26 protein-coding genes and 1 tRNA gene are annotated in these 20,306 nt (G+C 66.5%); 15 read left to right on the top strand and 12 right to left on the bottom strand.

Annotation, left to right across the window (positions count from 1 at the left end):
- Nucleotides 1–219 precede the first annotated feature (219 nt).
- The 5 genes from QUC20_RS10195 to QUC20_RS10175 all read right to left on the bottom strand — a co-directional run bounded on the left by QUC20_RS10195 (nucleotide 220) and on the right by QUC20_RS10175 (nucleotide 3,991).
- Nucleotides 220–771 carry a GNAT family N-acetyltransferase gene (locus tag QUC20_RS10195; RefSeq protein WP_289329796.1) on the bottom strand — a complete coding sequence of 184 codons (552 nt, stop codon included), beginning with the start codon at nucleotides 769–771 and terminating at the stop codon, nucleotides 220–222.
- Nucleotides 768–1,145, bottom strand: coding sequence for an SdpI family protein (locus tag QUC20_RS10190; protein WP_183045423.1), 378 nt, complete (start codon nucleotides 1,143–1,145; stop codon nucleotides 768–770). The genes QUC20_RS10195 and QUC20_RS10190 overlap by 4 nt, the downstream gene beginning before the upstream one ends.
- Before the next feature lie 23 nt (nucleotides 1,146–1,168).
- Nucleotides 1,169–2,764: an SNIPE associated domain-containing protein gene (locus QUC20_RS10185; protein ID WP_289329795.1), complete on the bottom strand. Its 1,596-nt coding sequence runs from the start codon at nucleotides 2,762–2,764 to the stop codon at nucleotides 1,169–1,171.
- A gap of 189 nt (nucleotides 2,765–2,953) precedes the next feature.
- Nucleotides 2,954–3,235, bottom strand: a complete 282-nt coding sequence (locus QUC20_RS10180; protein ID WP_071917931.1) for a HesB/IscA family protein — start codon at nucleotides 3,233–3,235, stop codon at nucleotides 2,954–2,956.
- A 117-nt stretch (nucleotides 3,236–3,352) separates the two neighbouring features.
- Entirely contained in the window at nucleotides 3,353–3,991 is a 639-nt protein-coding gene (locus QUC20_RS10175; protein WP_289329794.1) for a hypothetical protein, read from the bottom strand.
- Between the two features lie 85 nt (nucleotides 3,992–4,076).
- On the opposite strand from QUC20_RS10175, the gene QUC20_RS10170 reads away from it, so the two are divergent.
- From QUC20_RS10170 to QUC20_RS10160, 3 genes are all read left to right on the top strand, one after another.
- Nucleotides 4,077–4,148 (top strand) — tRNA-Arg (locus tag QUC20_RS10170).
- Between the two features lie 72 nt (nucleotides 4,149–4,220).
- Nucleotides 4,221–4,541 (top strand): nucleotide pyrophosphohydrolase, encoded by a 321-nt coding sequence (locus QUC20_RS10165; RefSeq protein WP_120265072.1) that lies wholly within the window; start codon nucleotides 4,221–4,223, stop codon nucleotides 4,539–4,541.
- Nucleotides 4,528–6,273 carry a DNA/RNA helicase domain-containing protein gene (locus QUC20_RS10160; protein ID WP_289329793.1) on the top strand — a complete coding sequence of 582 codons (1,746 nt, stop codon included), beginning with the start codon at nucleotides 4,528–4,530 and terminating at the stop codon, nucleotides 6,271–6,273. The genes QUC20_RS10165 and QUC20_RS10160 overlap by 14 nt, the downstream gene beginning before the upstream one ends.
- A 56-nt stretch (nucleotides 6,274–6,329) precedes the next feature.
- On the opposite strand, the gene QUC20_RS10155 is transcribed toward QUC20_RS10160, so the two are convergent.
- Both QUC20_RS10155 and QUC20_RS10150 read right to left on the bottom strand, forming a co-directional pair.
- Entirely contained in the window at nucleotides 6,330–6,956 is a 627-nt protein-coding gene (locus tag QUC20_RS10155; RefSeq protein ID WP_289329792.1) for a response regulator transcription factor, read from the bottom strand.
- On the bottom strand, nucleotides 6,953–8,164 hold the full coding sequence (locus tag QUC20_RS10150) for a sensor histidine kinase (protein WP_289329791.1): 1,212 nt from the start codon (nucleotides 8,162–8,164) through the stop codon (nucleotides 6,953–6,955). Before QUC20_RS10150 ends, QUC20_RS10155 begins: the two co-directional genes overlap by 4 nt.
- Nucleotides 8,165–8,303: 139 nt before the next feature.
- On the opposite strand from QUC20_RS10150, the gene QUC20_RS10145 reads away from it, so the two are divergent.
- From QUC20_RS10145 to QUC20_RS10135, 3 genes are all read left to right on the top strand, one after another.
- Complete coding sequence (locus QUC20_RS10145; protein ID WP_289329790.1) at nucleotides 8,304–9,212, top strand: CPBP family intramembrane glutamic endopeptidase; 909 nt, start codon at nucleotides 8,304–8,306, stop codon at nucleotides 9,210–9,212.
- Nucleotides 9,213–9,295: 83 nt separating this feature from the next.
- Nucleotides 9,296–9,847 carry a LysM peptidoglycan-binding domain-containing protein gene (locus tag QUC20_RS10140; protein ID WP_289329789.1) on the top strand — a complete coding sequence of 184 codons (552 nt, stop codon included), beginning with the start codon at nucleotides 9,296–9,298 and terminating at the stop codon, nucleotides 9,845–9,847.
- A 20-nt stretch (nucleotides 9,848–9,867) separates the two neighbouring features.
- A complete protein-coding gene (locus QUC20_RS10135) occupies nucleotides 9,868–10,095 on the top strand; it encodes an RNA-binding S4 domain-containing protein (protein ID WP_289329788.1) in 228 nt (75 codons plus the stop codon).
- 268 nt (nucleotides 10,096–10,363) lie between these two features.
- On the opposite strand, the gene QUC20_RS10130 is transcribed toward QUC20_RS10135, so the two are convergent.
- Both QUC20_RS10130 and QUC20_RS10125 read right to left on the bottom strand, forming a co-directional pair.
- Complete coding sequence (locus QUC20_RS10130; RefSeq protein WP_289329787.1) at nucleotides 10,364–11,071, bottom strand: GAF and ANTAR domain-containing protein; 708 nt, start codon at nucleotides 11,069–11,071, stop codon at nucleotides 10,364–10,366.
- A gap of 22 nt (nucleotides 11,072–11,093) precedes the next feature.
- Nucleotides 11,094–11,795 (bottom strand): GAF and ANTAR domain-containing protein, encoded by a 702-nt coding sequence (locus QUC20_RS10125; RefSeq protein WP_120265080.1) that lies wholly within the window; start codon nucleotides 11,793–11,795, stop codon nucleotides 11,094–11,096.
- A 632-nt stretch (nucleotides 11,796–12,427) separates the two neighbouring features.
- On the opposite strand from QUC20_RS10125, the gene QUC20_RS10120 reads away from it, so the two are divergent.
- Nucleotides 12,428–12,655: an RNA-binding S4 domain-containing protein gene (locus QUC20_RS10120; RefSeq protein ID WP_289329786.1), complete on the top strand. Its 228-nt coding sequence runs from the start codon at nucleotides 12,428–12,430 to the stop codon at nucleotides 12,653–12,655.
- Between the two features lie 75 nt (nucleotides 12,656–12,730).
- Here QUC20_RS10120 and QUC20_RS10115 read toward each other — a convergent pair whose 3' ends face one another.
- Nucleotides 12,731–12,922, bottom strand: a complete 192-nt coding sequence (locus QUC20_RS10115) for a hypothetical protein (protein ID WP_289329785.1) — start codon at nucleotides 12,920–12,922, stop codon at nucleotides 12,731–12,733.
- Nucleotides 12,923–13,032: 110 nt separating this feature from the next.
- Between QUC20_RS10115 and QUC20_RS10110 the strand changes: the two genes are divergently transcribed.
- The 6 genes from QUC20_RS10110 to QUC20_RS10085 all read left to right on the top strand — a co-directional run bounded on the left by QUC20_RS10110 (nucleotide 13,033) and on the right by QUC20_RS10085 (nucleotide 17,450).
- Complete coding sequence (locus QUC20_RS10110) at nucleotides 13,033–13,767, top strand: hypothetical protein (RefSeq protein ID WP_289329784.1); 735 nt, start codon at nucleotides 13,033–13,035, stop codon at nucleotides 13,765–13,767.
- Nucleotides 13,742–13,942 (top strand): hypothetical protein, encoded by a 201-nt coding sequence (locus QUC20_RS10105; protein WP_289329783.1) that lies wholly within the window; start codon nucleotides 13,742–13,744, stop codon nucleotides 13,940–13,942. Before QUC20_RS10110 ends, QUC20_RS10105 begins: the two co-directional genes overlap by 26 nt.
- Before the next feature lie 49 nt (nucleotides 13,943–13,991).
- The gene (locus tag QUC20_RS10100) at nucleotides 13,992–15,635 is read left to right on the top strand and encodes an ABC-F family ATP-binding cassette domain-containing protein (RefSeq protein ID WP_289329782.1); all 1,644 of its coding nucleotides are present in this window, start codon (nucleotides 13,992–13,994) and stop codon (nucleotides 15,633–15,635) included.
- 430 nt (nucleotides 15,636–16,065) lie between these two features.
- Nucleotides 16,066–16,722 carry a hypothetical protein gene (locus QUC20_RS10095; RefSeq protein ID WP_289329781.1) on the top strand — a complete coding sequence of 219 codons (657 nt, stop codon included), beginning with the start codon at nucleotides 16,066–16,068 and terminating at the stop codon, nucleotides 16,720–16,722.
- Nucleotides 16,723–16,747: 25 nt separating this feature from the next.
- Nucleotides 16,748–16,963: a helix-turn-helix domain-containing protein gene (locus tag QUC20_RS10090; RefSeq protein ID WP_434543636.1), complete on the top strand. Its 216-nt coding sequence runs from the start codon at nucleotides 16,748–16,750 to the stop codon at nucleotides 16,961–16,963.
- 91 nt (nucleotides 16,964–17,054) lie between these two features.
- Entirely contained in the window at nucleotides 17,055–17,450 is a 396-nt protein-coding gene (locus tag QUC20_RS10085) for a hypothetical protein (protein WP_289329779.1), read from the top strand.
- Between the two features lie 13 nt (nucleotides 17,451–17,463).
- Here the strand turns inward: QUC20_RS10085 and QUC20_RS10080 are convergent, their stop codons facing one another.
- Nucleotides 17,464–17,850, bottom strand: coding sequence for a GntR family transcriptional regulator (locus tag QUC20_RS10080; RefSeq protein ID WP_289329778.1), 387 nt, complete (start codon nucleotides 17,848–17,850; stop codon nucleotides 17,464–17,466).
- Nucleotides 17,847–18,911 carry a hypothetical protein gene (locus QUC20_RS10075; protein WP_289329777.1) on the bottom strand — a complete coding sequence of 355 codons (1,065 nt, stop codon included), beginning with the start codon at nucleotides 18,909–18,911 and terminating at the stop codon, nucleotides 17,847–17,849. Before QUC20_RS10075 ends, QUC20_RS10080 begins: the two co-directional genes overlap by 4 nt.
- 126 nt (nucleotides 18,912–19,037) lie before the next feature.
- Between QUC20_RS10075 and QUC20_RS10070 the strand changes: the two genes are divergently transcribed.
- Together QUC20_RS10070 and QUC20_RS10065 are read left to right on the top strand one after the other, a co-directional pair.
- The gene (locus tag QUC20_RS10070; protein ID WP_120265088.1) at nucleotides 19,038–19,283 is read left to right on the top strand and encodes a helix-turn-helix domain-containing protein; all 246 of its coding nucleotides are present in this window, start codon (nucleotides 19,038–19,040) and stop codon (nucleotides 19,281–19,283) included.
- Nucleotides 19,280–20,272: an SRPBCC family protein gene (locus tag QUC20_RS10065; protein WP_289329776.1), complete on the top strand. Its 993-nt coding sequence runs from the start codon at nucleotides 19,280–19,282 to the stop codon at nucleotides 20,270–20,272. Before QUC20_RS10070 ends, QUC20_RS10065 begins: the two co-directional genes overlap by 4 nt.
- Nucleotides 20,273–20,306 lie beyond the last annotated feature (34 nt).

The raw sequence follows: 20,306 nt of genomic DNA, 5'->3' as shown, positions 1-20,306 counted from the left end.
CGTCCCCATCGACGCTACGAAGGGGCGCGAGATGCCACATCGGACTGCGGTTCGGACTTACTCCGGCGACCAGTACCTGGGTCTACATGGGCGGTTCGGGCCGGGTCGGGCCTTGCCTTGATGGGCGCGCGGGACCGCGATGGGATTCACCTGGCACCTGTTGCCGCTACCGGCGCCGGGACAGGGCGCGAAGTGCCAGCTGAGGCGTCGTGTCAGCTCTCAGGCCCCGAGGATCCGCTGGAACAGCCGGTGGTCCTGCCAGCGTCCGGCGATGAGCAGATACTCGGGAGCGAGCCCGAACTCGACGAAGCCGCATTTTCTGAGCACGGCCTGCGACGAGACGTTGTCGACGAGCGTGCCGGCCTGGATGCGGTGCAGCTGCAGGTCGTCCGTCGCGAGGCGCGAGATCTCGTTCACCGCGGCGGTCATGAGGCCGCGACCCGCGTAGCGCTGGTCGATCCAGTAGCCGAGGTTGCCGCTCTGGAACGCCCCACGGGTGATGCCCGAGAGGGTGATCCGCCCGATGATCCGCGATGCGTGGGCGAGGACGAGGGGGAGGGCGGTGCCCGCTTCGTGGCTCGCGATGAGCGCGGCGATTTCGGTGCGCTGACCTGCTTCAGTGCGGAAGTCGTTGGAACGGATCGGCTCGAACGGCGCGAGGTGGTCGCTGTTCACGCGGTACGCCTCGGCGAGGGCGGCGGCATCCTCTGCGCGGAGCGAACGCAAGACGACGTCGTCGTGCAGGTCGATCTCGACGGGAGATGCAGTCATCGTGCTGCCTCCGTCGCCGCTGTCGCCGCCAGAGCGGCCTTGATGCCGACGCGAGTTCCCCACATCATCACGATGACCATGAGCGCGGCGCCTACGAGCACCATGATCCCGAGCGCCGCCGGCGGCATCGGCACGAGCGAGACCACGCCGATCGCGACGGACACGTAGCCCGTGACGAGTGTCGCGCCTTTCGAGCGCACGTGAGCGGCGAGCCAGGCTGCGTCGCTGGACATGGTGCTGGGTGTGCGGATGCCGGCGAGCGAGTTCCGCTTCAGCTTTCCGGATGCCGCGGCCCGCGCCATCCAGATCAGCAGAGCACCCGAGCCGGCCATCGTGACGAACAGGACGATGCGGGGGATGATCTCGGCTTCCATCCCCTCGACCCTAACGATGGTGGTCAGGCAGCCGCGATCGAACTCCGATACTCAGCCGCGACCGGATCGAGGGTGTACTCGAGGACTTCGACGTGATGTTCGTTCAGCGCCTTGAGTACGTCTTCGGGAGTCACGCGGAAGTACTCGCGACGCAGGTTCACCTTGTTGATTCGCTGCGCAGCGAACTGCTGATGCAGCATCGTCTCGATCGCCACGGCATCGTCCGCGAAGAACAGTGCGTGAACATCGAACCGGAAAGGCACCGACGCGTCGCCGAGTTCGTTGACCCGGTCCATCGGGTCGAGTCGGCGGGTGAGTCCGATCTTCACGACGTCGGGCCCGAACGCTCCAATGTTGCTGATCACATAGACGTAACCGGCGCGGATGTTCGCGGCACGGTAGTCGACGTTCTCGATGGCGTTCTCGACGTCGTTGAGCTTCTCTCGAAGGCGTTGTGCCCCTTCGAGGTCACCCTTCGCTTCCAGAGACGCGAGGGCGTTCGCGTAGTGTGAGCGCTCCTTCTGCAGTCGCTCCTTCTCTCGCGTGAGTTCCTGCTCTGCCTTCTTCTGTTCCCGCAGTTCCTCACGGCGAGCGCGCTCGAGTTCCTTCTCAGCCTGGACGGCCTGGAGGTGGCGGCTGGCGAGTTCGAGCTCGCGCAGTCGCAGGCGATGGTATTTGGGAGTGATCCGGAGGTCGATCATCTTTCCGAGGCGCTCGACCTGGTCCACGACGGTCGAGAGACGCTTGCGCGCTGCCTCGAGATTCCCAGCTCGCACCGTCTTCACACAGTTCTCGGCCTCGGCGTTATAGGCGCGAAGAAGCAGCTTAGACATGTCAGCGACGAACTTTCGGCCCTTGGCGGCGCTGTTGTTGAACGTGAAGCTCTGCGTCGCCTGAGTGGCTCTACCAGCTCTGACCTGGCTCTTGATCTCGCTGCGCACGGACTCGAGGTCTGTCGCCAGCGCTACTGAGCTTTCCGCGGGGTGCTCGAAATCGAACAGCCCGAACTCCTGCAGTTCGATCTGGTTACGAAGGTCGATGAGCTGGCTAGCCACCGTCGCCTTCTCCTGGTGGGCTGCAAAAGCACCAGAGCGCGCGCGATCGAGGTCGGCTTCTGCGCGTGCGGTCTCCGCCTGGATCCTCACCTTTGCGGCATCCAGGTCGGCGAGCTCGCGGAGGCCGTAACGAGAGATCAGTTCCTCCAGGCGTGCATTCTCGGCCTGGAGGTCCTGCGCGAACTTGCGGGCACCGAAGAAGGGTACCTTCTGCGGAGGCGTCGACCGAGCTACCAACCGCTCATGCGAAAACGGGGGCGCGGTCGGCTGGGACGCGAGGGGCGGGGAGTCGTTTGGGAGTGGTGTGCCGACCAGCTCAGTCGCAGGAGCCGTCTCGTTACGTGCATGCTCGCCGGCTACCGACTCGCGCGCTGCTCGCCGCGTCGCGGGCAGGGGTGACGCCTCGGCCGCCTTCTCGGCTGTGTCCCCGAGCTGCTCGCGTGTCTGCACGCCTTCGATCACGACGTGGTCGGTCCAGGCAGCACCGTCCCAATAACGACTCTCGAATTTCCCGCTCGGGTCGGGGTACCACGACGCGGGCGGGGGAGTTGTGAGATCGGTCACTTCTTTGGGCCTTTCAGATGAGACCTCTCTAATATGCCGGATGGTCGGCCATGGTCAAATTTGAGCCCCTCGATCGAGGAAAGTCCCGTCGCATCCTGGACCGCCTCGCACAGGTCCTCTATACAGACGAGAGCCCCGACTTCCGCACTGAGGATACGGATGCCGGGGCTCTCGAAGTCTGTCGGGGTGTCAGCCCCGGACGCCGAGCGCGAAGCTGATCGCGCCCTCGCCGTCGACCTGTGCGTCGAGCACGCGGTCATCCAGCGCAAGGGCTGCGGCCGGGTCGACGAAGATGCGGGCACCGTCGGCTTCGACGACGGCATCCTCGCTCTGCGGGGCCTCGGCGAGGGAGAGGGCGAAGCCGGTCTCGGGCGAGCCGGAGTCGCTGATACGGATACCGCCGGTCTCGGCGGGGATCTGGGCGGTGAGGTTCTTCACCGCGGTGGCGGCGTTCTCGGTGAGCGTGAGCATGAAGCTCTCCTTCCGTGGATTGCTGCGGAGCCGGCCACGATTCCGAGAATCCGAGTCGAACGCAAACGTGAGCGCCGACTCTCAGGGAATTCTGAAGGTCGGCGGGCGACTACCGCGTCAAAGGGTTTTGACGAGAACGAAGCTCACGATCAGCCCGAGGAGCAGGCAGCAGACCCACGCGGTCGCCGCCGACACGTACCAGTTCTGCCGGAGCTCGAGACCGAGGCGATCCGGGTGGTCGCGCGGGGTGCGGCGGAGGCTCCGCTGGGTGATGAGCATCGGCGGAACCATCAGCGCGAAGCACAGCAACAGACCGATCAGTTGCAGGAGCGCGCTCGATGAGCGTCCGCCGGGAGCGATGATCTGCCACGCCTCGGCCAGCGCGAGAGTGATGTTGCGCGGCCCGCACAGCGCGACGAGACCCGCGGCGCCGATGATCATGACAAGGATGCGCAGGACGCGATCCGGTGTTGTCGCGGGGGCTCTCGGCGGCGTTGCGCCGTGGTGCTGGCGAGCCCAGAACTCGCGGTGCGCTCGCCGTCCCGCGAGGGGCCACACCGCTGCCGCGATGAGTCCCGCGATCACCCAGCCGAGCCACTCGACGCCCGTCATCGGGATGCCGAGCGCATTGAACGCGATGAGTCCGCCGATCCAAGCGGCCATCGTGGCGACGAAGAGGACGAACGCAGCGATTATCCCGAGCGCCGTTCGCAGCGGCCGGCGCGCTGGCGCGGTGGCTGGGGCGTCTCGGGTCACGTTGGTCAGCATAGGGCTGGGGCGCGCTGGGGTTGAGGAGGGACGGGATGCCGCGGCCCGCGGCCGTCTAGACTTGGGGTGCCTTGCCTCTGTAGCTCAGTGGAAGAGCCACTCCGTCCTAAGGAGCGGGTCGGGGGTTCGAATCCCTCCAGGGGCACCGTTTTCGCCGGCTGGCCTACGCGAGACCGTCACATCCGCGAGCAGGGGCAGTCTGCGGTACGGTCACACCGTGACGAGTGAGCCGGTGAAAGAAGCGTTGTCGCAGTTTGTCGAAGAGCGTGACTGGGGTCAGTTCCACACGCCGAGCAATCTCGCCAAGAGCATCTCCATAGAAGCTGCGGAGCTGCTCGAGTGCTTCCAATGGAGCGACGATGCTGACGAGACTCGGGTCCGAGAAGAGCTGGCTGATGTCGTAACCTACTGCACGCTTCTCGCGGAGCGGCTTGGTCTCGACCTCGACCAGATCGTTCTCGACAAGCTGGCTGAGACTCGCACGAAGTACCCCGTGGACAAGTCAAGGGGACGCAGCGCCAAGTATGACGCCCTCTGAGATTGAGGAGCTCGACCTCACCGTGTCGGACGTCCGGGCATGGGCATCTGAAGATGAGCGGCGGACAAATTGGCCGGTCGTGTATGTCCTTGACAGTGCCGGCGCCCCGGGCCCTCCACTCGTCTATGTCGGCGAGACCATCAACGCCGCCTCGCGGATGGAGCAGCACCTCCGGAATCCGGCCAAGGCAGCGTTGCGCCGGTCACGGGTGGTGATCGACGAAGCATTCAACAAGTCAGCTTGCCTCGATCTCGAGTCGCACCTCATCCGTTGGCTTGCAGGTGACGGGCACTTCACCGTGCTCAACGGTAACGAGGGCATCATCGATGCGCGCTACTACGAGCGGGAACGGTACCGGGAGAGCTTCCGTGAGGTCTTCGAGCAGCTGCGCGCCGAGGGAGTATTCCAGCGGAGCATCCCCGAGATCGAGAACACCGATTTGTTCAAGCTCTCGCCGTTCAAGGTCCTCACGCACGAGCAAGCTGTTGCCGTCGAGCAGATCGTCGAGGCGCTTCTCCAGGATTTGGCGGCGGGCACTCGATCGACCAGCGTCATCCAGGGGCACCCAGGCACCGGCAAGACCATCGTCGCGATCTTCCTCATGAAGCTGTTGGGTGACATCCGCGACTATGACGACGCCGACGAGGTCGAACAAGACTCTCTGTTCGCGGAGTTCTTCGTCCCCGAGAACCGGGAGTTGCTGAAGGGCGTCCGTATCGGGCTCGTCGTCCCGCAGCAGTCGCTTCGCGACTCGATCAAGAAGGTCTTTCGGAAGACCCCCAAGGTCAGCGAAGACCTTGTTCTCAACCCCTTCGATGTGGGCAAATCGACGGTGCCGTTCGACCTGCTGATCGTGGACGAAACGCACCGGCTCAATCGCCGCGCGAATCAGTCCTCGGGCATCCGAAACCGGGACTTCGCTGAGATCAACGCACGGCTCTTCGGATGGGACGACACGACCAAGACTCAGCTCGACTGGATCCGTGCGCAGAGCCGTCACCAGATCTTGCTCATCGACGAGCGGCAGGGCGTACGGCCAGCAGACCTCCCGAGTGACGTGCTTGACACCGAGATCAGGGACGCGCAGCGAAACAAGCGGTGGTTCCCCCTAGCGAGACAGATGCGCGTGAGGGCGGACGCCGACTATGTCGGATTCACTCGTCAGCTGCTGCGGGGCGAGGCGCGGGCGGGAGACCGCCCTGACTTCGGCGAATACGATCTGAGGTTCTTCGACAGCGTCGCGGCCATGCAAGCTGCGATCCGCAAGCGCGACCGCGAGGTTGGGCTCGCCCGTCTCGTGGCCGGTTACGCCTGGGATTGGAGGACACGAGGGAACAAACCCGGATCCGACTTCGAGCTGGAAGGTATCCCGTTCACGTGGAATCGCACTGACAAGGACTGGATCAACTCTCCCGGGTCGCTGGACGAGGTGGGATCCATCCATACGGTTCAGGGATACGACCTCAACTACACCGGCGTGATCATCGGCAACGACTTGCGCTATGACGGACGAGTCGCTGTGGATCGCGATTCGTACCGCGATAGGAAGGGCAAGGAGAACCTCGGTCAGCTCGGTCGGCCTACGACTGATGCAGATCTCCTTGCGTTGGTCCAGAACATCTACGGTGTCCTGCTGACGCGCGGGATCTTAGGGACGTACGTGTACGTATGCGACCCCGGTCTCCGCGATTACATGAGATCAGTCGTCGATGGCGGCCCGCGAGGAGGCTGAGCCTGATCCGAGTGTGAGTGCACGTGAACGGTTCTCTAGCGGAGTCCCGGTTCGGCTCACCTCCCGCGCGCTAACTCCAACGCCAGCGACGTGCGGTCCGTGTGCCCAAACTTCCTCAGCAGCGCCGAGACCGCGTTCTTCACGGTGCCGTGGGCGAAGTGCAAACGCGCCGCGATGTCCGCGTTCTGCAGCCCGAGCGCGAGCAGGGCAGCTACGGCCTGTTCCGTAGGCGTCAGCTCGGGGGAGAGCGGGGGAGCGGCACCGCTCTCACGGTTGAGCGCGACGCGAGCGACACGCGGGTCGATGACCAAGCCGCCATCCACGACCTGCCTGATCGAGTCGAGCAGGCGGTCGGCTGAGACATCCTTCAGAAGGAAGCCCGCGACTCCCGCTTCGAGCAGCGATCGAACGAGTTCCGCGTCGTCGAACGTCGTGAGGGCGAGCACCGGCAGACCCGGATGATGCACCGCGCACTCTCGGACGAGCCCTAATCCATCGAGGACCGGCATGCGCGCATCTGCGAGGACGATGTCGGGGCGAAGGCTCGGGATGAGCGCAAGCGCCCGCGAACCGTCCTCCGCTTCGCCGACCACCTCGACGCCGCTGTCGGTCTCGAGGATCATTCGCAGGCCGCGACGGAGCAGCTCTTGATCGTCGACGACGAGCACGCGGATGGCGTTCACGCGATTCCCGCCGGCACGCTCGCATCTTCCGGGACTCCCGCAGTCTCGCCGGCCGCCCGGACGGGCAGCAGCATCGAGAGGCGGAAACCCGACGCTCCTCCCTCAACCGCCAGCGAGCCACCCAGCTCCTCGGCCCGAGCACGCAGCGAGCGCAGGCCGAAGCCTTCTGCCGGCGGTGTCCCACCCTGGGACGCAGTGCCGTCGTCGTCGAGCGTCGCCTGGATCGACGAGGGGCCGACCTCAATGCGCAGGCTGGCCGTCGCGGCATCCGCATGTCGGATGACGTTCGTCAGACCTTCCTGAACGAAGCGGAGGAGAAGCAGCGCGTGCTGCCGAGGCAGAGATCGCTCGCCGTCGATCTCGACCGTGACGGTCAGCCCCGTGCCGCGGAAGCTCTCGGCCAGCGTGCCGAACGCTTCGATGTCGCCGAGCTCTCCGAGCTCGATCGGGTGCATCGCGCGGACGAGCCGCCGCATCGCTTCCAGGCTCTCGCCGACGACCGCTCGGGCGTGGACGACCTCATCGCGAGCTGCAGCCGGATCGGCGACGCGGCTCGCGTAGTCCAGCGAGAGCCCGACCGCAGTGAGGCGATGGCCGAGGTCGTCGTGCAGTTCGCGAGCCGTACGCTCCCGTTCCTGCGCGAGGACCAGATCACGATCGGCGGCGTACCGTCGCTGCAACTCGGCATGCGCCGCGTCGAGTTGCGCGAGGGCATCCTGCAGATCATCGTTCACACGCAGACTGTCTCGCAGCACGACCGCGACCGCCGCAGCGATCCCCGCCAGCACTGCCGTGCCAATGGCCTCCGCGAGCATGAACTCTGCCGGGCTGCCGCTGGTGAGATGCAGGGTCAGGACGATGATCACGAGCGCGGTCGCATAACCCCACAGCACTCTCGTCGCGGAGAACGTGACGCCCAGCATCAGCAGAGCCGCCCAGATGATGCCGTAGTAGAGGGCGCCGTTGCCGAACGACATCACGACGACGGCGATGACTGCGAACAGAGCGGCCGCAACACGCGAACGCTGGCCCGATCTACGCCACAGCATCCAGAGGGCAATGGCGATAGCCGTCAGAACCGTGACCGTCGCGGTGAGCCAGAGGGGGCGGATGTCGTAGGAGTAGAGCACCATCAGAACCGGACCGGCCAGCCCCAGGCTCATGGCGATGTCGAGCAGACCGGTACGGAGAGTCGGAATGCGCGCCATGGCTTCAGCGTAGGCAGGCGGACCATGTCATGGCGGTGACCCGAGTCACGACTTTTGCCCGCCGAGCAGTGACCGCCGGAATCTGCACCGCTGACCCGAGGGCGATGCTCAGCCCGAGGTCCGCTCTTAGCTTTGCGACATGAGCTCCTCATCGGCATCCAGCGCCACTACTTCGGGCGACCCCGCTCAGTCACCGCAGCCTCCCCGACTCGGTCTCAGCCCGCTCGGCATCGTGGTGAGAGCAGTCGTCGCGGTCGCGATCCTCATGGCGGGCAATCTCGTCGCGGGGGTGATTCCCGCCATCGTGGTTCTCATTCCGGGGGCGGCCGAGATCTTCGGCGGTTCTTCCCCGTGGGGGTTCGCGCTGGCCGCGGTCGTCCAGCTATCAGTCCTCGGGTTCGTCCTACTCGTGCTGCGACTCTGGATGACCACGGTCGAGCGCGCACCCCTGCGAGCCGCAGGCTGGAACTGGCGACGCGGCTCCGGTCTGTGGCTGGCTCTTGGCATCGGGGTCTCCGCCCTCACCGTGGTCATCGTTTATGCAGTGCTCCCGGCGGTCGGCCCCGTCCGAGCCGACGAACTTCCCGGCGGGGAACAGGATGTCGTCCTCGTCAGTGCGCTGCTGACCATCTACTACCTCGGGCTCGCCTTCATTCAGCAGTCGCTGCCGGAGGAACTGCTGTTCCGCGGATGGCTGCTCTGGCGGCTGCGTGACCGCCCCGTCTTGGCGATCACCGTCACCACGCTCGTCTTCACAGCCATCCACCTGGTCTCGCAAGGCGGTCAGCAATCGATCGCGGAGCACGTGCTGTACCTCGCACTTCCGCTCGGCTTCTCCCTGCTCGCCGTCGGACTCCTCCTGTGGACCGGGTCGCTGTGGGCTGCCGTCGGCGTGCACGGTGGCTTCCACGTCGGCAACTACATCGCCGTGGCGGCGATGCCGGAAGTGGATGCCGTCAGCTCGTGGCTTGCTATCGGGGGAGTCCAGGCGGTTACGGGAGTCGTGCTGACGGTTAGCGCGCTTCGGCGCGGGAAGGTCATCGGCTGACGTTTTCCCTGTTGGCATCAAAGACCGGAAGGCCGTTTTCGGGTTGGTGCGAGAAGGCGAAGTGTTCGATAGCCTCCTCAACAATGAACAAGCGCGAAGGGATTCTGCTGGGCGCCGCCGGTTTAGCGGTCGTCGGTCTTTTCGCGTTGGCTATGCCGGTCATTTCATCGCTCGCCGGTTCGGTGACCACGCAAACTGCGGCGAACGGTGGGCCGACAGCCCCGCCGTCGTCGTCGGAGAGTCCACCGTCGGGTGCCGTGGCAGAGATCAGCACACCGCTGGACGGCCAGGGCGGCGTGGCCGGGTACCAGGACATCGACGGCGGAGTCAGTATCCGTGCCAAGGGGCCGGGCGACTGCCCGACGTGGGCGATGATCAATCCCTACGATGCGTGGAATCCCACGGCGCGGCTGGGTGGCACGATCACCGACCTCGGTCCGACCACCTACGCATCTGGCGAGGTCGGGCTGAACGATGAGGGCGAGATCTCGACGTACACGGTGGCGTCCGGCGACACGGCATACGGCATCGGGGATCGCCTGTGCATCGACTACATCACTGTGCTGGCCTACAACGGCAAGTTCATGCCCGCGCCGGAGATTCAGCCCGGCGACATCCTGATCCTGCGGCCGTAGCGCTCGGCTAGCATTTCGGCATGGCTGAAACTCTCCGGATCATCGACGTCTCGATCGGGAGCGACGGCATCCGCCTCGGTCAGTTCATGAAGTTCGCTGGCCTGCTCGACTCGGGCGGTGACGTGAAGGAGGCCATCATCGATGGCTTCGTCACGGTCAACGGCGAGGTCGACCGACGCCGCGGACGTCAGCTGCAGCACGACGACGTTGTCGTCTTCGATGGACGCGGGGCTCGGGTTCGTCCGTAGCGCCGAGGCTCTCAACACCGCCCTCACGAGTCGCTCTCATGGCTGGAGCGTCCCGGTAACGGTCGGGTTCGATGCCACGCACGGGCAGCGGCTGGGACGCCGTCCGCCACGAGCGCGGATCGTTCTCGAACGGGGTTCTCGCTCACGACGGCGACCTCGTCCTTTTGTGATGGACCACGTCCGGTCGCGGCATGCGCTGCCCTCTGGCCGGGCCTGCGCGCGCAGCGACGCGGCACTGCTCGCCTCCGCGGCCGAGTCGTGGGGCGGTCTACAAGCGGAGGCTGCCGCTGATAATCGCTTCAGCGACGACGCTGAGGCGAGTTTGCGTCGATCTGGCGTGGGCGCGGATGAGGCGGAAAGCGCCGTCCATGTCGAGGCCATGACTCTGCGCGATGTATCCCTTGGCCTGCTCGATGACGACGCGGCTATCCAGCGCATGTTGCAGCTTGCTCTGCGTGGTGAGCGACTCTTCGACGATGCGCTGTTGCAGGATGCTGATGGTCGCGATATCGGTGAGGGTTCGCGCGGCAGCGGCGTCAGGCTCGTTCAGGACGCCGGGGCGGTCCCGGAACAGATTCAACGAGCCGAGGATCGAGTTGCGCAATCGCATCGGGATGGCGTGCAGAGAGGCGAACCCCGATCTGCGAGCATCGTCGGCGAACTTCGGCCAACGGCCGCCGACCTCACGGAGATCCTCTACCGAGACAACTTGCCCTGTGGCCACCGCTTCGACGCAGGGCCCCTCACCGGCCTCGACCTGCATGAGCCCGACGAGTTCGCTGCGCTCGCTCGTGGAGACGATGACCTCGAGGTCGCCGGCAGGGCTGAGCAGGAGAATCCCGGCGGCGGCGGCGTCGAAGATCCTCGTGCATTCGTCTACCAGCAATTGGAGGAGGTCGACGATATCGAAATCGTCGACGAGGGAGTCAGCCAGCGTTCCCACCGTCTGCAAGAGCTGATCTTCGCGAGTGCTCATAGTTCAGTCTAGGACGCGGACGTCAGGCGTCGAAGGTGAGCCGTCGCTCGACGACGTCGGACGATACCTCGCTCAAGGTGCGGCCGCTGGAAAACGCACGACCCCGAAGAACGAGGAGCGCGTCATCAACCCCGATCGATAGCTGCGCAGCGACCATACCGGTTGCTTGATGCACTTCACGTCGGGAATGGGGGCCGTCGAGGATGCCGTCCTCGACACGGTCGAGGTTCTCGAGTGCCCGCCTCAACAGGTGTCGTGACGCGACCTCGGCGAGTACCTTCACGTCTTGGACGGTTTGCGACGGCAGTCGGCCCGGTTCCTCGTTGTACAGGTCGACGGCCCCGACATTCAGCTGACCGACGAACAGTGGAAACGCGTATAACGAGCCGATGTGAAGCGCTCGTAAGGAAGTCATCGTCGCCGGCCAACCGCTGGAGCTGCGTTGCAGATCGTTCTCGAGGATCGGTCGGCGTGTCCGCACCGCGTCCCAGCACGGCCCTTCTCCCAGGTCGATTTGAATCTCGTCGATGCGAGCAGCGATGCTGCTGCTCGCGCACACTGTCTGGCTTCCGAGCGGTTTTCCCAGGGTAGAGATCGCAGCGCCGGTCACTCCCGTCGCTGTGACGAACGGATCGCACAGGTTGTCGGCCGTGTCGGCGGTGACCAAGCGCGTGAGGGCCTCAGCGAACGCATGTCGGTCGTCGCCCGGGAGGGACGTGCCCATGGATCCCTCCTACCGTCCTTGTCGCAAAACTAGGCGCTAGGTCCTGGTGTCGTGTGCTCAACATAACAGCCGGAACGCTCATCGCCCCGCAAGGCCCTCATGCATCTCAGCGACCGGATCACAGAACGATCGAATGGGTTGCTCTTCTCGGCCGACCCTGTGTAAGCGTCTCTGAGCCGGCCTCCCAGTTGCCCCGCCCCGGCCAACACTGTCGACACGCTGCGGGGAACGGTGCTCTTCGATCCCCAAAATCGCTCCAGTCCCGTGCGTCCGCTCGTTCAGTGTCGACGGGGTCGGCCGGGGTCTGGGGCAACCTGGGATGACCGTACTCGTCGCCGCCTGCGACCACAACCCCGTGTTGAAACGAGTGCACGCGAAACAGACGGTCTCAGCTGCTTGTTCTCGGCAACTGGCGTCCAGCGAAAAGAGGGTATCGGGCGCACGGGTTTTCACGTACGGTGTGCAGATCCAGCAGACCCCGTACCGGCGGCGGTCTTGCACGGAGCGGCCCCAAAACGCCCCGGCAGGATCGCCGCCAACCCGAGCGATCGCACGTCAGCCGTGGCGGCAGGCAGCTTGGACCGCTGCGCAGTGCTCGCCGGCGCATTCCCGCCTCCGGTTAGCATTTCGGCATGGCTGAAACTCTCCGGATCATCGACGTCTCGATCGGGAGCGACGGCATCCGCCTCGGCCAGTTCATGAAGTTCGCTGGCCTGCTCGACTCGGGCGGCGATGTGAAGGAGGTCATCATCGATGGCTTCGTCACGGTCAACGGAGAGGTCGACCGACGCCGCGGACGTCAGCTGCAGCGCGACGACGTCGTCGTCTTCGACGGCCGCGGGGCTCGCGTCCGCCCGTAGCGCCAGCAATGACGGCAACGACCGCGACGGTTCCAGCGACGAAACCGGGGCTGCGGAACTCACTGGGCGCGGACATCAGTTTCGGCGGCGGTCCTTTTCGCGCCGTTTCCGATGGAGCCAGTACAGCCCACCGCTCGAAAAGGCGATGGTCGCGAAGGTGACGAAAGTCACGACGGGGGAGTCAGGAGGGAGCACGTTTCCCAGAACCACGATCAGGGTCAGCAGAGCCAGTACGGATACCGACCATATGGTCCAGCGCTTCTTCACGAGCCCTCCACGATTGACCCCGATGCTATCGACTCGTATCCGTCTTTCGGACGGGCGCACCTGAGCCCCACCTCGCCAGCCCTCACGCCCACCTGCGCCAAACTGTCGACATGGAACAGTTCCTCGACGCCGACGTTCCCGCGGGGCGTGCGGCGGTCGCCGGCATCCCGCTTCCGCCGTTCGCGACGGCCGCCGACCACCGGCGGTACCTCGACATGCTGCAGCTGTATCTCGCGATGCTCGATCCGGGAGCGCCCGCGACGAACACGGTCATTCTCAACGAAGCTCTCGCCGCCGAGCGTCGGAGCGCGGATGCCGGACCTCTCAGCCCCCTCGCGCTGACCGCGAGCCTCTCATCGTTCTTCCCCGCGCCCTGGACTCCCGACGCCCTCGCCGAAGCACTCGCCGGCCGTAGCGGCGCGCCCGTCCGCCACCGAGACGCGTGGCGGTGGATGGGTGATCCCGACTTCTCCGCGGTTCCCCGCGAGGGCGGCGGCTGGGACATCGTCCGCCATGAGCGCGGATCGTTCTCGAACGGGGTTCTCACCCACGACGGCGACCTCGTGCTGCTGTGGATGGACCATTTCCGGTCGCGCTTCCCCCTGCCCTTCGGTCACTCGTACCAGCGCAGCGACGCGGCTCTGCTCGCGCCCGCGGTCCGTGCCGCTCGCCACGCCCACGACGTGAACACCGCCTACCCGTACCTCGTCACCTGGCGCACAGAACGCGACGCTGCGCTCGGCGAGAGCCAGACGCCCACCCGTCGCGAAGCGACACCGGGTGCTCGACAGATCCTCACCGGCCTGGAAGGGTGTCCGGATGAGAAGCACCGAGAGCAGGCGTAAGTGGGCGTGGGTCGGACTCTGGTTCGGTGTCATCTACGGCGTGATCGTTGCGCTTCTCCTCATCGCGGGTGTCTTGGCGCCGGGGCTGTGGTTCACCGTCGTGGCGATGGTCCTCCTGGCCGTCTCCCAGGGCCTCGTGCTCAGGTCGATCAGCCGCGAAGAGCGGCGACCGTGAGATGAGAGCCCGCTCCTAAGGTCGCCGGCCTAGATGGGAGAATCGTCCGGTGACCGCAACTCTCGTCGCTCAGGGCCTCGCCGGCGGATACGGCCACCGCACACTCTTCGACGGCGTCGATCTCACCGTCAGCCCGGGTGACGTCGTCGGGGTCGTCGGGGCCAACGGCGCCGGCAAGTCGACGCTCCTCCGCATCCTCGCCGGACGCGACACGCCCCAGTCGGGCACCGTCAGCCTCGCTCCCGCCGACGCGTTCGTCGGCTGGCTGCCGCAGGAGCACGAGCGCGTCGAGGGCGAGACCGTCGCCGCGTACATCGCCCGGCGTACCGGATGCGCGGAGGCGACGGCGGAGATGGATGCCGCGGCATCCGACCTCGGCGATCCCTCGATCCCCGGCGCCGACGACCGGTACGCCACCGCTCTGGAGCGCTGGCTCGCGAGCGGTGCGGCCGACCTCGACGAGCGCCTGCCGATCGTGCTCGCCGACCTCGGGCTCGAGCTCGACGCCGACGGCATCCATATGACATCTCTCTCGGGCGGTCAGGCGGCACGCGTCGGACTCGCGGCCCTGCTGCTCTCGCGCTTCGACATCGTGCTGCTCGACGAACCGACGAACGACCTCGACCTCGACGGGCTCGAGCGCCTCGAAGCGTTCGTGCGCGGCCTGCGCGGGGGAGCCGTGCTGGTCAGCCACGACCGCGAGTTCCTCGCACGAAGCGTCACGCGCGTGCTCGAACTCGACCTCGCGCAGAACTCCCACCGCATCTACGGCGGCGGCTACGACGCCTACCTCGAAGAGCGGGCGACCGTGCGGCGTCACGCGCGCGAGAAGTACGACGAGTTCGCGGGCAGGAAGGCCGACCTCGTCGCGCGTGCCCGCGTGCAGCGCGAGTGGTCGAGTCAGGGCGTCCGCAACGCGATGAAGAAGAACCCCGACAACGACAAGATCCGGCGCAAGGCCGCGACCGAGTCGAGCGAGAAGCAGGCGCAGAAGGTGCGCCAGATGGAGAGTCGCATCGCGCGGCTCAAAGAGGTCGACGAGCCCCGTAAGGAGTGGCAGCTCGAGTTCACGATCGGCGCCGCGCCGCGGTCGAGCTCCGTCGTCTCGACGCTCAACGGCGCCGTCGTCCGGCAGGGCCCGTTCACGCTCGGGCCGGTGTCGTTGCAGGTGAACGCGGGCGACCGAATCGGCATCACCGGGCCGAACGGTGCCGGCAAGTCGACGCTGCTGCGCACGATCCTCGGTCGCCAGGCTCCCGACGAGGGATCGGCCGGCCTCGGGTCGAGCGTGAGCATCGGCGAGATCGACCAGGCCCGCTCGTTGCTCGTGGGCTCGCGACCGCTGGCCGACGCCTTCGAAGCGCTCTTGCCCGAGATGGCATCCGGCGAGGTCCGCACGCTGCTCGCGAAGTTCGGTCTCAAGGCCGACCACGTGCTGCGCCCGGTCGACGAGCTGTCGCCGGGGGAGCGCACGCGCGCCGGTCTGGCGCTGCTGCAGGCGCGCGGCGTGAACGTCCTGGTGCTCGACGAGCCGACCAACCACCTCGACCTGCCCGCGATCGAACAGCTCGAACAGGCGATCGAGTCGTACGACGGCACGCTCCTGCTCGTCACCCACGACCGGCGGATGCTGGATGCCGTGAGCACCAACCGTCGCTGGCAGGTCGAGGGCGGCCGCGTCACCGAGGCCTGAGAGTACTGCGTCCGCCCGGGAGCCAAAGGCGATCGCGAAAAGCGGCACAGATAGGCCGCGAGACAAGGCATGGCTTCGGCCGGCGCGAGAACCTCAGAGCGATATATGGGCAGACTATGAGGCTCGTCGGATGCCCGGCCCTCAGACCGGAGTGACGAGGGGGCAGTGGACCTCATCGACGTGCGGCCAGCATGTCGAATCTTCGGCGCGCCCGAAGTACCGCGCTGGCCCGAGCGGGTCTGGGGATAATTCGACGCCGCGTCAACCGAATGAGTCAATTATCAGTTCGAGTATGCGGTGCTCGGTTGCCGAGGATGCGATACCGCCGATACGCATCTCGTGCCTTGGCCGCACCGCGCTCTTCGGATAGGTCACCCTGGACCTTGTTGCCGTTTTTCGATAACATCGATTAACGGCAACAAGGGGGCTCATGGTGAAGAAGTATCAGCAGGTTGCAGTCGTCGGAGCTCCTTCCCGCAGGGATGTCATGTGGATCAGATTTGCCATCGCGGTTGTGGCGGCGCTGGCGTCGCTGAAGCTCCTTATCGAGGCGGCAGTGATCGTCGCGGGGCACGCACTCATCGTCGGGCAGGGGGCCGATGGTGGCCTACCGCTCACGGTGCTGCCCGGTGTTGAGGTCGCAATCCTCGCGCCCGGACAGCAGGGTGATCTCCGGGATGCGGATCCCGTCCTTCGTGCGTTCGCGTCACTGCCGCTGTTGATCGAGGCAGCCACGATCGTCGCGGGCACCGCGATGCTCTTGGCGGTCCTCCGCCAGGTCGCTGCTGGTCGTTCGTTCGAGCAGCGAAACCTGGGTGTCTTTCGCATGATGTCTCTCACTTTCTTGTGGGGGGGAATCGCGGCTGGGCTGATGAGTTCAGCATCGAATGTCTACCTGGTGGCGAATGCAGGGCCGGTCGACAGTGACACTAGGGCGGAAATTCTGGGAGCTCGATACTCGGACCTCGTGATCGGACTGCCACAGTGGCCGCTGCCACTCGTTATCGCCGGCCTCGTAGCGATCGCCATACGCGTGGCACTCGACGCGGGAGCGCGATATGCGGAAGAGGCGGACGGTGTCATCTGACCATTCGCCCGGGGCGCCTCATCGGGTGCGCATTCTGCTGGATGACGTGCTGCAGGAGCGTGGCGTCACACTGACCGAGCTGGCTCGAAGGACTGGCATCACGATCGCGAACCTGTCGGCCCTGAAAAACAATCGCGGTAAAGCGATCCGATTCACGACGCTCACCGCGATCTGCGATGCACTCCAGGTCGAACCCGGGCGTCTTTTCGAACTCGCTGATCGTGAACAGACCCCGCGATGAGTGCGTGAAGCCAGGTCATCGGGGGTGGCCGCGTCAGTGGAGCCCGACTCCCCGACAATCCGGTCGATAGGGTGCAGGCATGCGATCGCCGATGAAATCACTGCTCCTGGCCGCACCAATCCTGTTGCTCGCCGGCTGCTCGGCAGGCGATCTGCCCGAGTTTGCGACCGAGCAGACCGACCGCGACGTCGTCGCTGACGCGCGGGCAGCCGACGGCATCGCGTCTGACACGACGCGCTTCGTCGGCGAGGTGGACGGCGTCGAGCTGTTCCTCGCGAAGAGCCAGGACGACGAGATCTGCCTCATTCAGCTCCGCGATGGCAACTTCGAGAGCACCGCATGCTCCTCCGGCGGCGGACTCGGGACGATCATCACGGGAGGGCCCGCCGTCGAGGTCGGCGACTTCCGCTACCTGCCGGATGCCGAGAACCGCCCGGGCCGTGAACAGATCAGTGACAGCGTCGTCGTCATCCGGGGTGGGCTGTAGCCCGACCCCTGCCTCAATCGGCCGGCGGCTGCTCGGTCTGAGCGCTCCACTGCGCACGCAGCACGCTGATGACATCGTCGAGCCCCGCTCCGGTGCGCAGCGCCTCGTCGGTCAGCTCGCGGATGCGCTTGAGCACGGCGTGGGGGAGCACCGCCGCCGATTCGGCGACGCGGGTTCCGGCGGCGGTGCGGGTGATCACGAGCCCCTCCTGCTCGAGCAGCTTGTAGGCCTTCGCGACGGTGCCGGGCGCGACGCCGAGGTCGGCGGCGGTCTGACGGACGGTGGGCAGGCGCTCATTCGCGGCAAGCATGCCCGACACGATGAGCCCACGCAGCTGGAGATAGATCTCGCGCGACGGCGTGCTCTCGTCGGCGCTGGAAAGCGGCCGGGTGATGGTCATCGGGCGTACCCGACATCCGTCCCCGGCGCTCCGGGCGCGGGGGCGATCGCGGCGGCGACCGAGTCGCGATCGGCGCGCGGGACGAGCGAACCGCCGACGACGAGGAGCATGCCGACGGCCACGATCTCGACGATCGGCGCGGCCGCGCCGGCGAGAGATGCAAGCTCCGCGTATCGCCATGCGACGTCGTACGAGGTGGTGGTGCCCGGGCCGTCGATCATCAGGGTCGTCGTCGAGGCCGCGTTGCCGATGAGACGCCACGCTGCCCCCAACGCGAGCAGGCACGCGCCCGTCGCCAGCCACACGATGCCGCCGGCGGTGCGGCGGCGGGCTGCGCGCTCGAGTGCGACGGTCTCGGGCCGGAGGAACGACCGCGCGGCGTTGCGGTCGAGGGCCCGCCAGACGACGATCACCAGCAGCGTCAGGCCGACGAGGGCGGGAACGCCGTAGGCCCAGCCATAGAACACGACGCGGAGGGGATCGACATCCGCTGCATTCGGGATCGGGATGACGAGCCATAGCCAATCGCCGTCATCGTTCGGCGACGAGGCGAGGCAGGCCGCGACGGTCGTCGCGACGAGCCCGAGCGCTGTGATCGTCAGAGCGACGAGGGTCATGGGCGAGCTGAACGAGACCCACGACCTCCGCACCGGCGGCGATACGGGACGCTCGGGCGCGCCCGATCCGCGCGTGCGAACGATGGCGAGCGCGGCGATGATGCCGGTCAGTGCGACGGCGAGCGGCGCCGCTACACGCCACCACGACGCCCCGGAGCCGTCCCAGACGTAGCCGCGGAAGAAGAACTCGAGGAAGAAGCCCAGAGCCACGGCGACGCCCGCGACGGCCAGGGCGACATGCTCCCCGGCGTACCGGCGCCGAAGCGCGGATCCGCGCTCTCCGATGAGCCCGGCTCCGCGCTCGGCGCCACCGCTCGTGTTCGCGCGGATCGCGACGACGGTCGCCGCGGCGACGAGTCCGAGCACGAATGACACTGGCGGCCATGTCGCGATGGCGCCGGTGAGTTCGAGGGGCCCGAAGGTCGCGAGAGAAAGGATGAGCATGCGTGACGCCTTTCGTTTGTACCCCGATGGTGGAACAAAATGTATCAGGTTGATGGCACAAGGCGCCCCGCAGCTCGTGAGCAACTAAGGTTGACAAGCGCGCTCCGAGCAACCTAGGTTGCTTACATGGAATCCACTCGAATCGCCGGCGTCGCCGCAGACACGCGTGATCCGCGCGCGGGGCTGCGTGCCATCGCGTCGCTGCGTTCCCTCACGGAACGCCTCGAGCTCGCGCAGGTCGAGGCCGGCCTGCGCGCGGGCATGAGCTGGCAGGAGATCGCCGATGCGCTCGGCGTCTCGCGTCAGGCCGTGCACAAGAAGTACGCCAAACGGATCGACCCGACCATCGACATCCCGAGGAGAACCCGATGAGCAAGCTGACGGTCGCGACCGCGACGATGTACGAACTGTCACTCGCCGGTGCGGAGGAAGCCTCCCGGCTCGGCGAGCAGAGCGGCGACATCGACCACCTGCTGCTGGCGCTGACGATCAACGAGCAGGTCGCCGGGCAGGTTTTGCGCGCCCTGAGCGTCGACCTCGAACGCACACGTGCGGCGGTCGAGCAGCAGCACGCCGATCAACTCGCCTCGCTCGGGGTGCAAGCGGCGGCCCCCGGCCCCGGTCGCATCACCTACCACGAGCGCGGTGACTTCGAGTGGAACGACCGCGCCCTCGAGGTGCTGCGGCGCGCGGCCAAGGGCGGAAAGCGCGGCGACGCCGCTGCGGTGCTGCGCGAACTGCTCGCCGAGGGCAGCGGGCTGATCGCAGCGATTCTCGAGCGCCTCGAGACGACTCCCCAGCAGGTGCATGAGGTTCTCGATCAGGCGGAGCGGTACCCCGCCGTACCGAGCCGGGCCATGGATGACGGCGCGTCGATCTCGGGCGCCGGCGAAGCCCATGTCTCCGCCCCGGTCGCGGAGGTCTGGGCGCTCCTGAGCGATCCCGCACGGATGCCGGAGTGGGATCCCGGTTTCGGCCGGGTCGATGATCTGCCCGACGAGATCGAGCCGGGGGCGAGCTGGACCGCCTACGCGCTCGAGACCGCGCCGAACGGCAAGCCGCAGCGGGTGAATCCCGAGCGTCGCCGTGCCCGCATCGAGCTCGTCGAGAGCGAGCCGACGAGCGCGATCGAGTGGGTGACGACCTGGCCCGATTCGCCGAAGTCGAACCGGCGCCGCATGCGGATCGTGCTGGAACCCGCTGCCGGCGGCACCCGGCTGCTGATCCAGCAGGGGTGGGAGCGCACCGCGAAGCGACGGGCTCTTCCCCTGCTGCGTCGAGTGATGCGGCCGCTGTACAACGCCGCGATCTGGCTGCAGATCTCACAGATCGGCGCGTCGATCGGTCGCGCGTTCCGGTGAACGCCGGGTGAGGCGCCCCGCGTAGGGTCGGGGG

This window comes from Microbacterium arborescens (assembly GCF_030369635.1).
In the GTDB taxonomy this organism is placed as follows: Bacteria; Actinomycetota; Actinomycetes; order Actinomycetales; family Microbacteriaceae; genus Microbacterium.
Note: the sequence above shows the minus strand (reverse complement) of the source record. Positions and strands in the feature narration are given on the sequence as shown.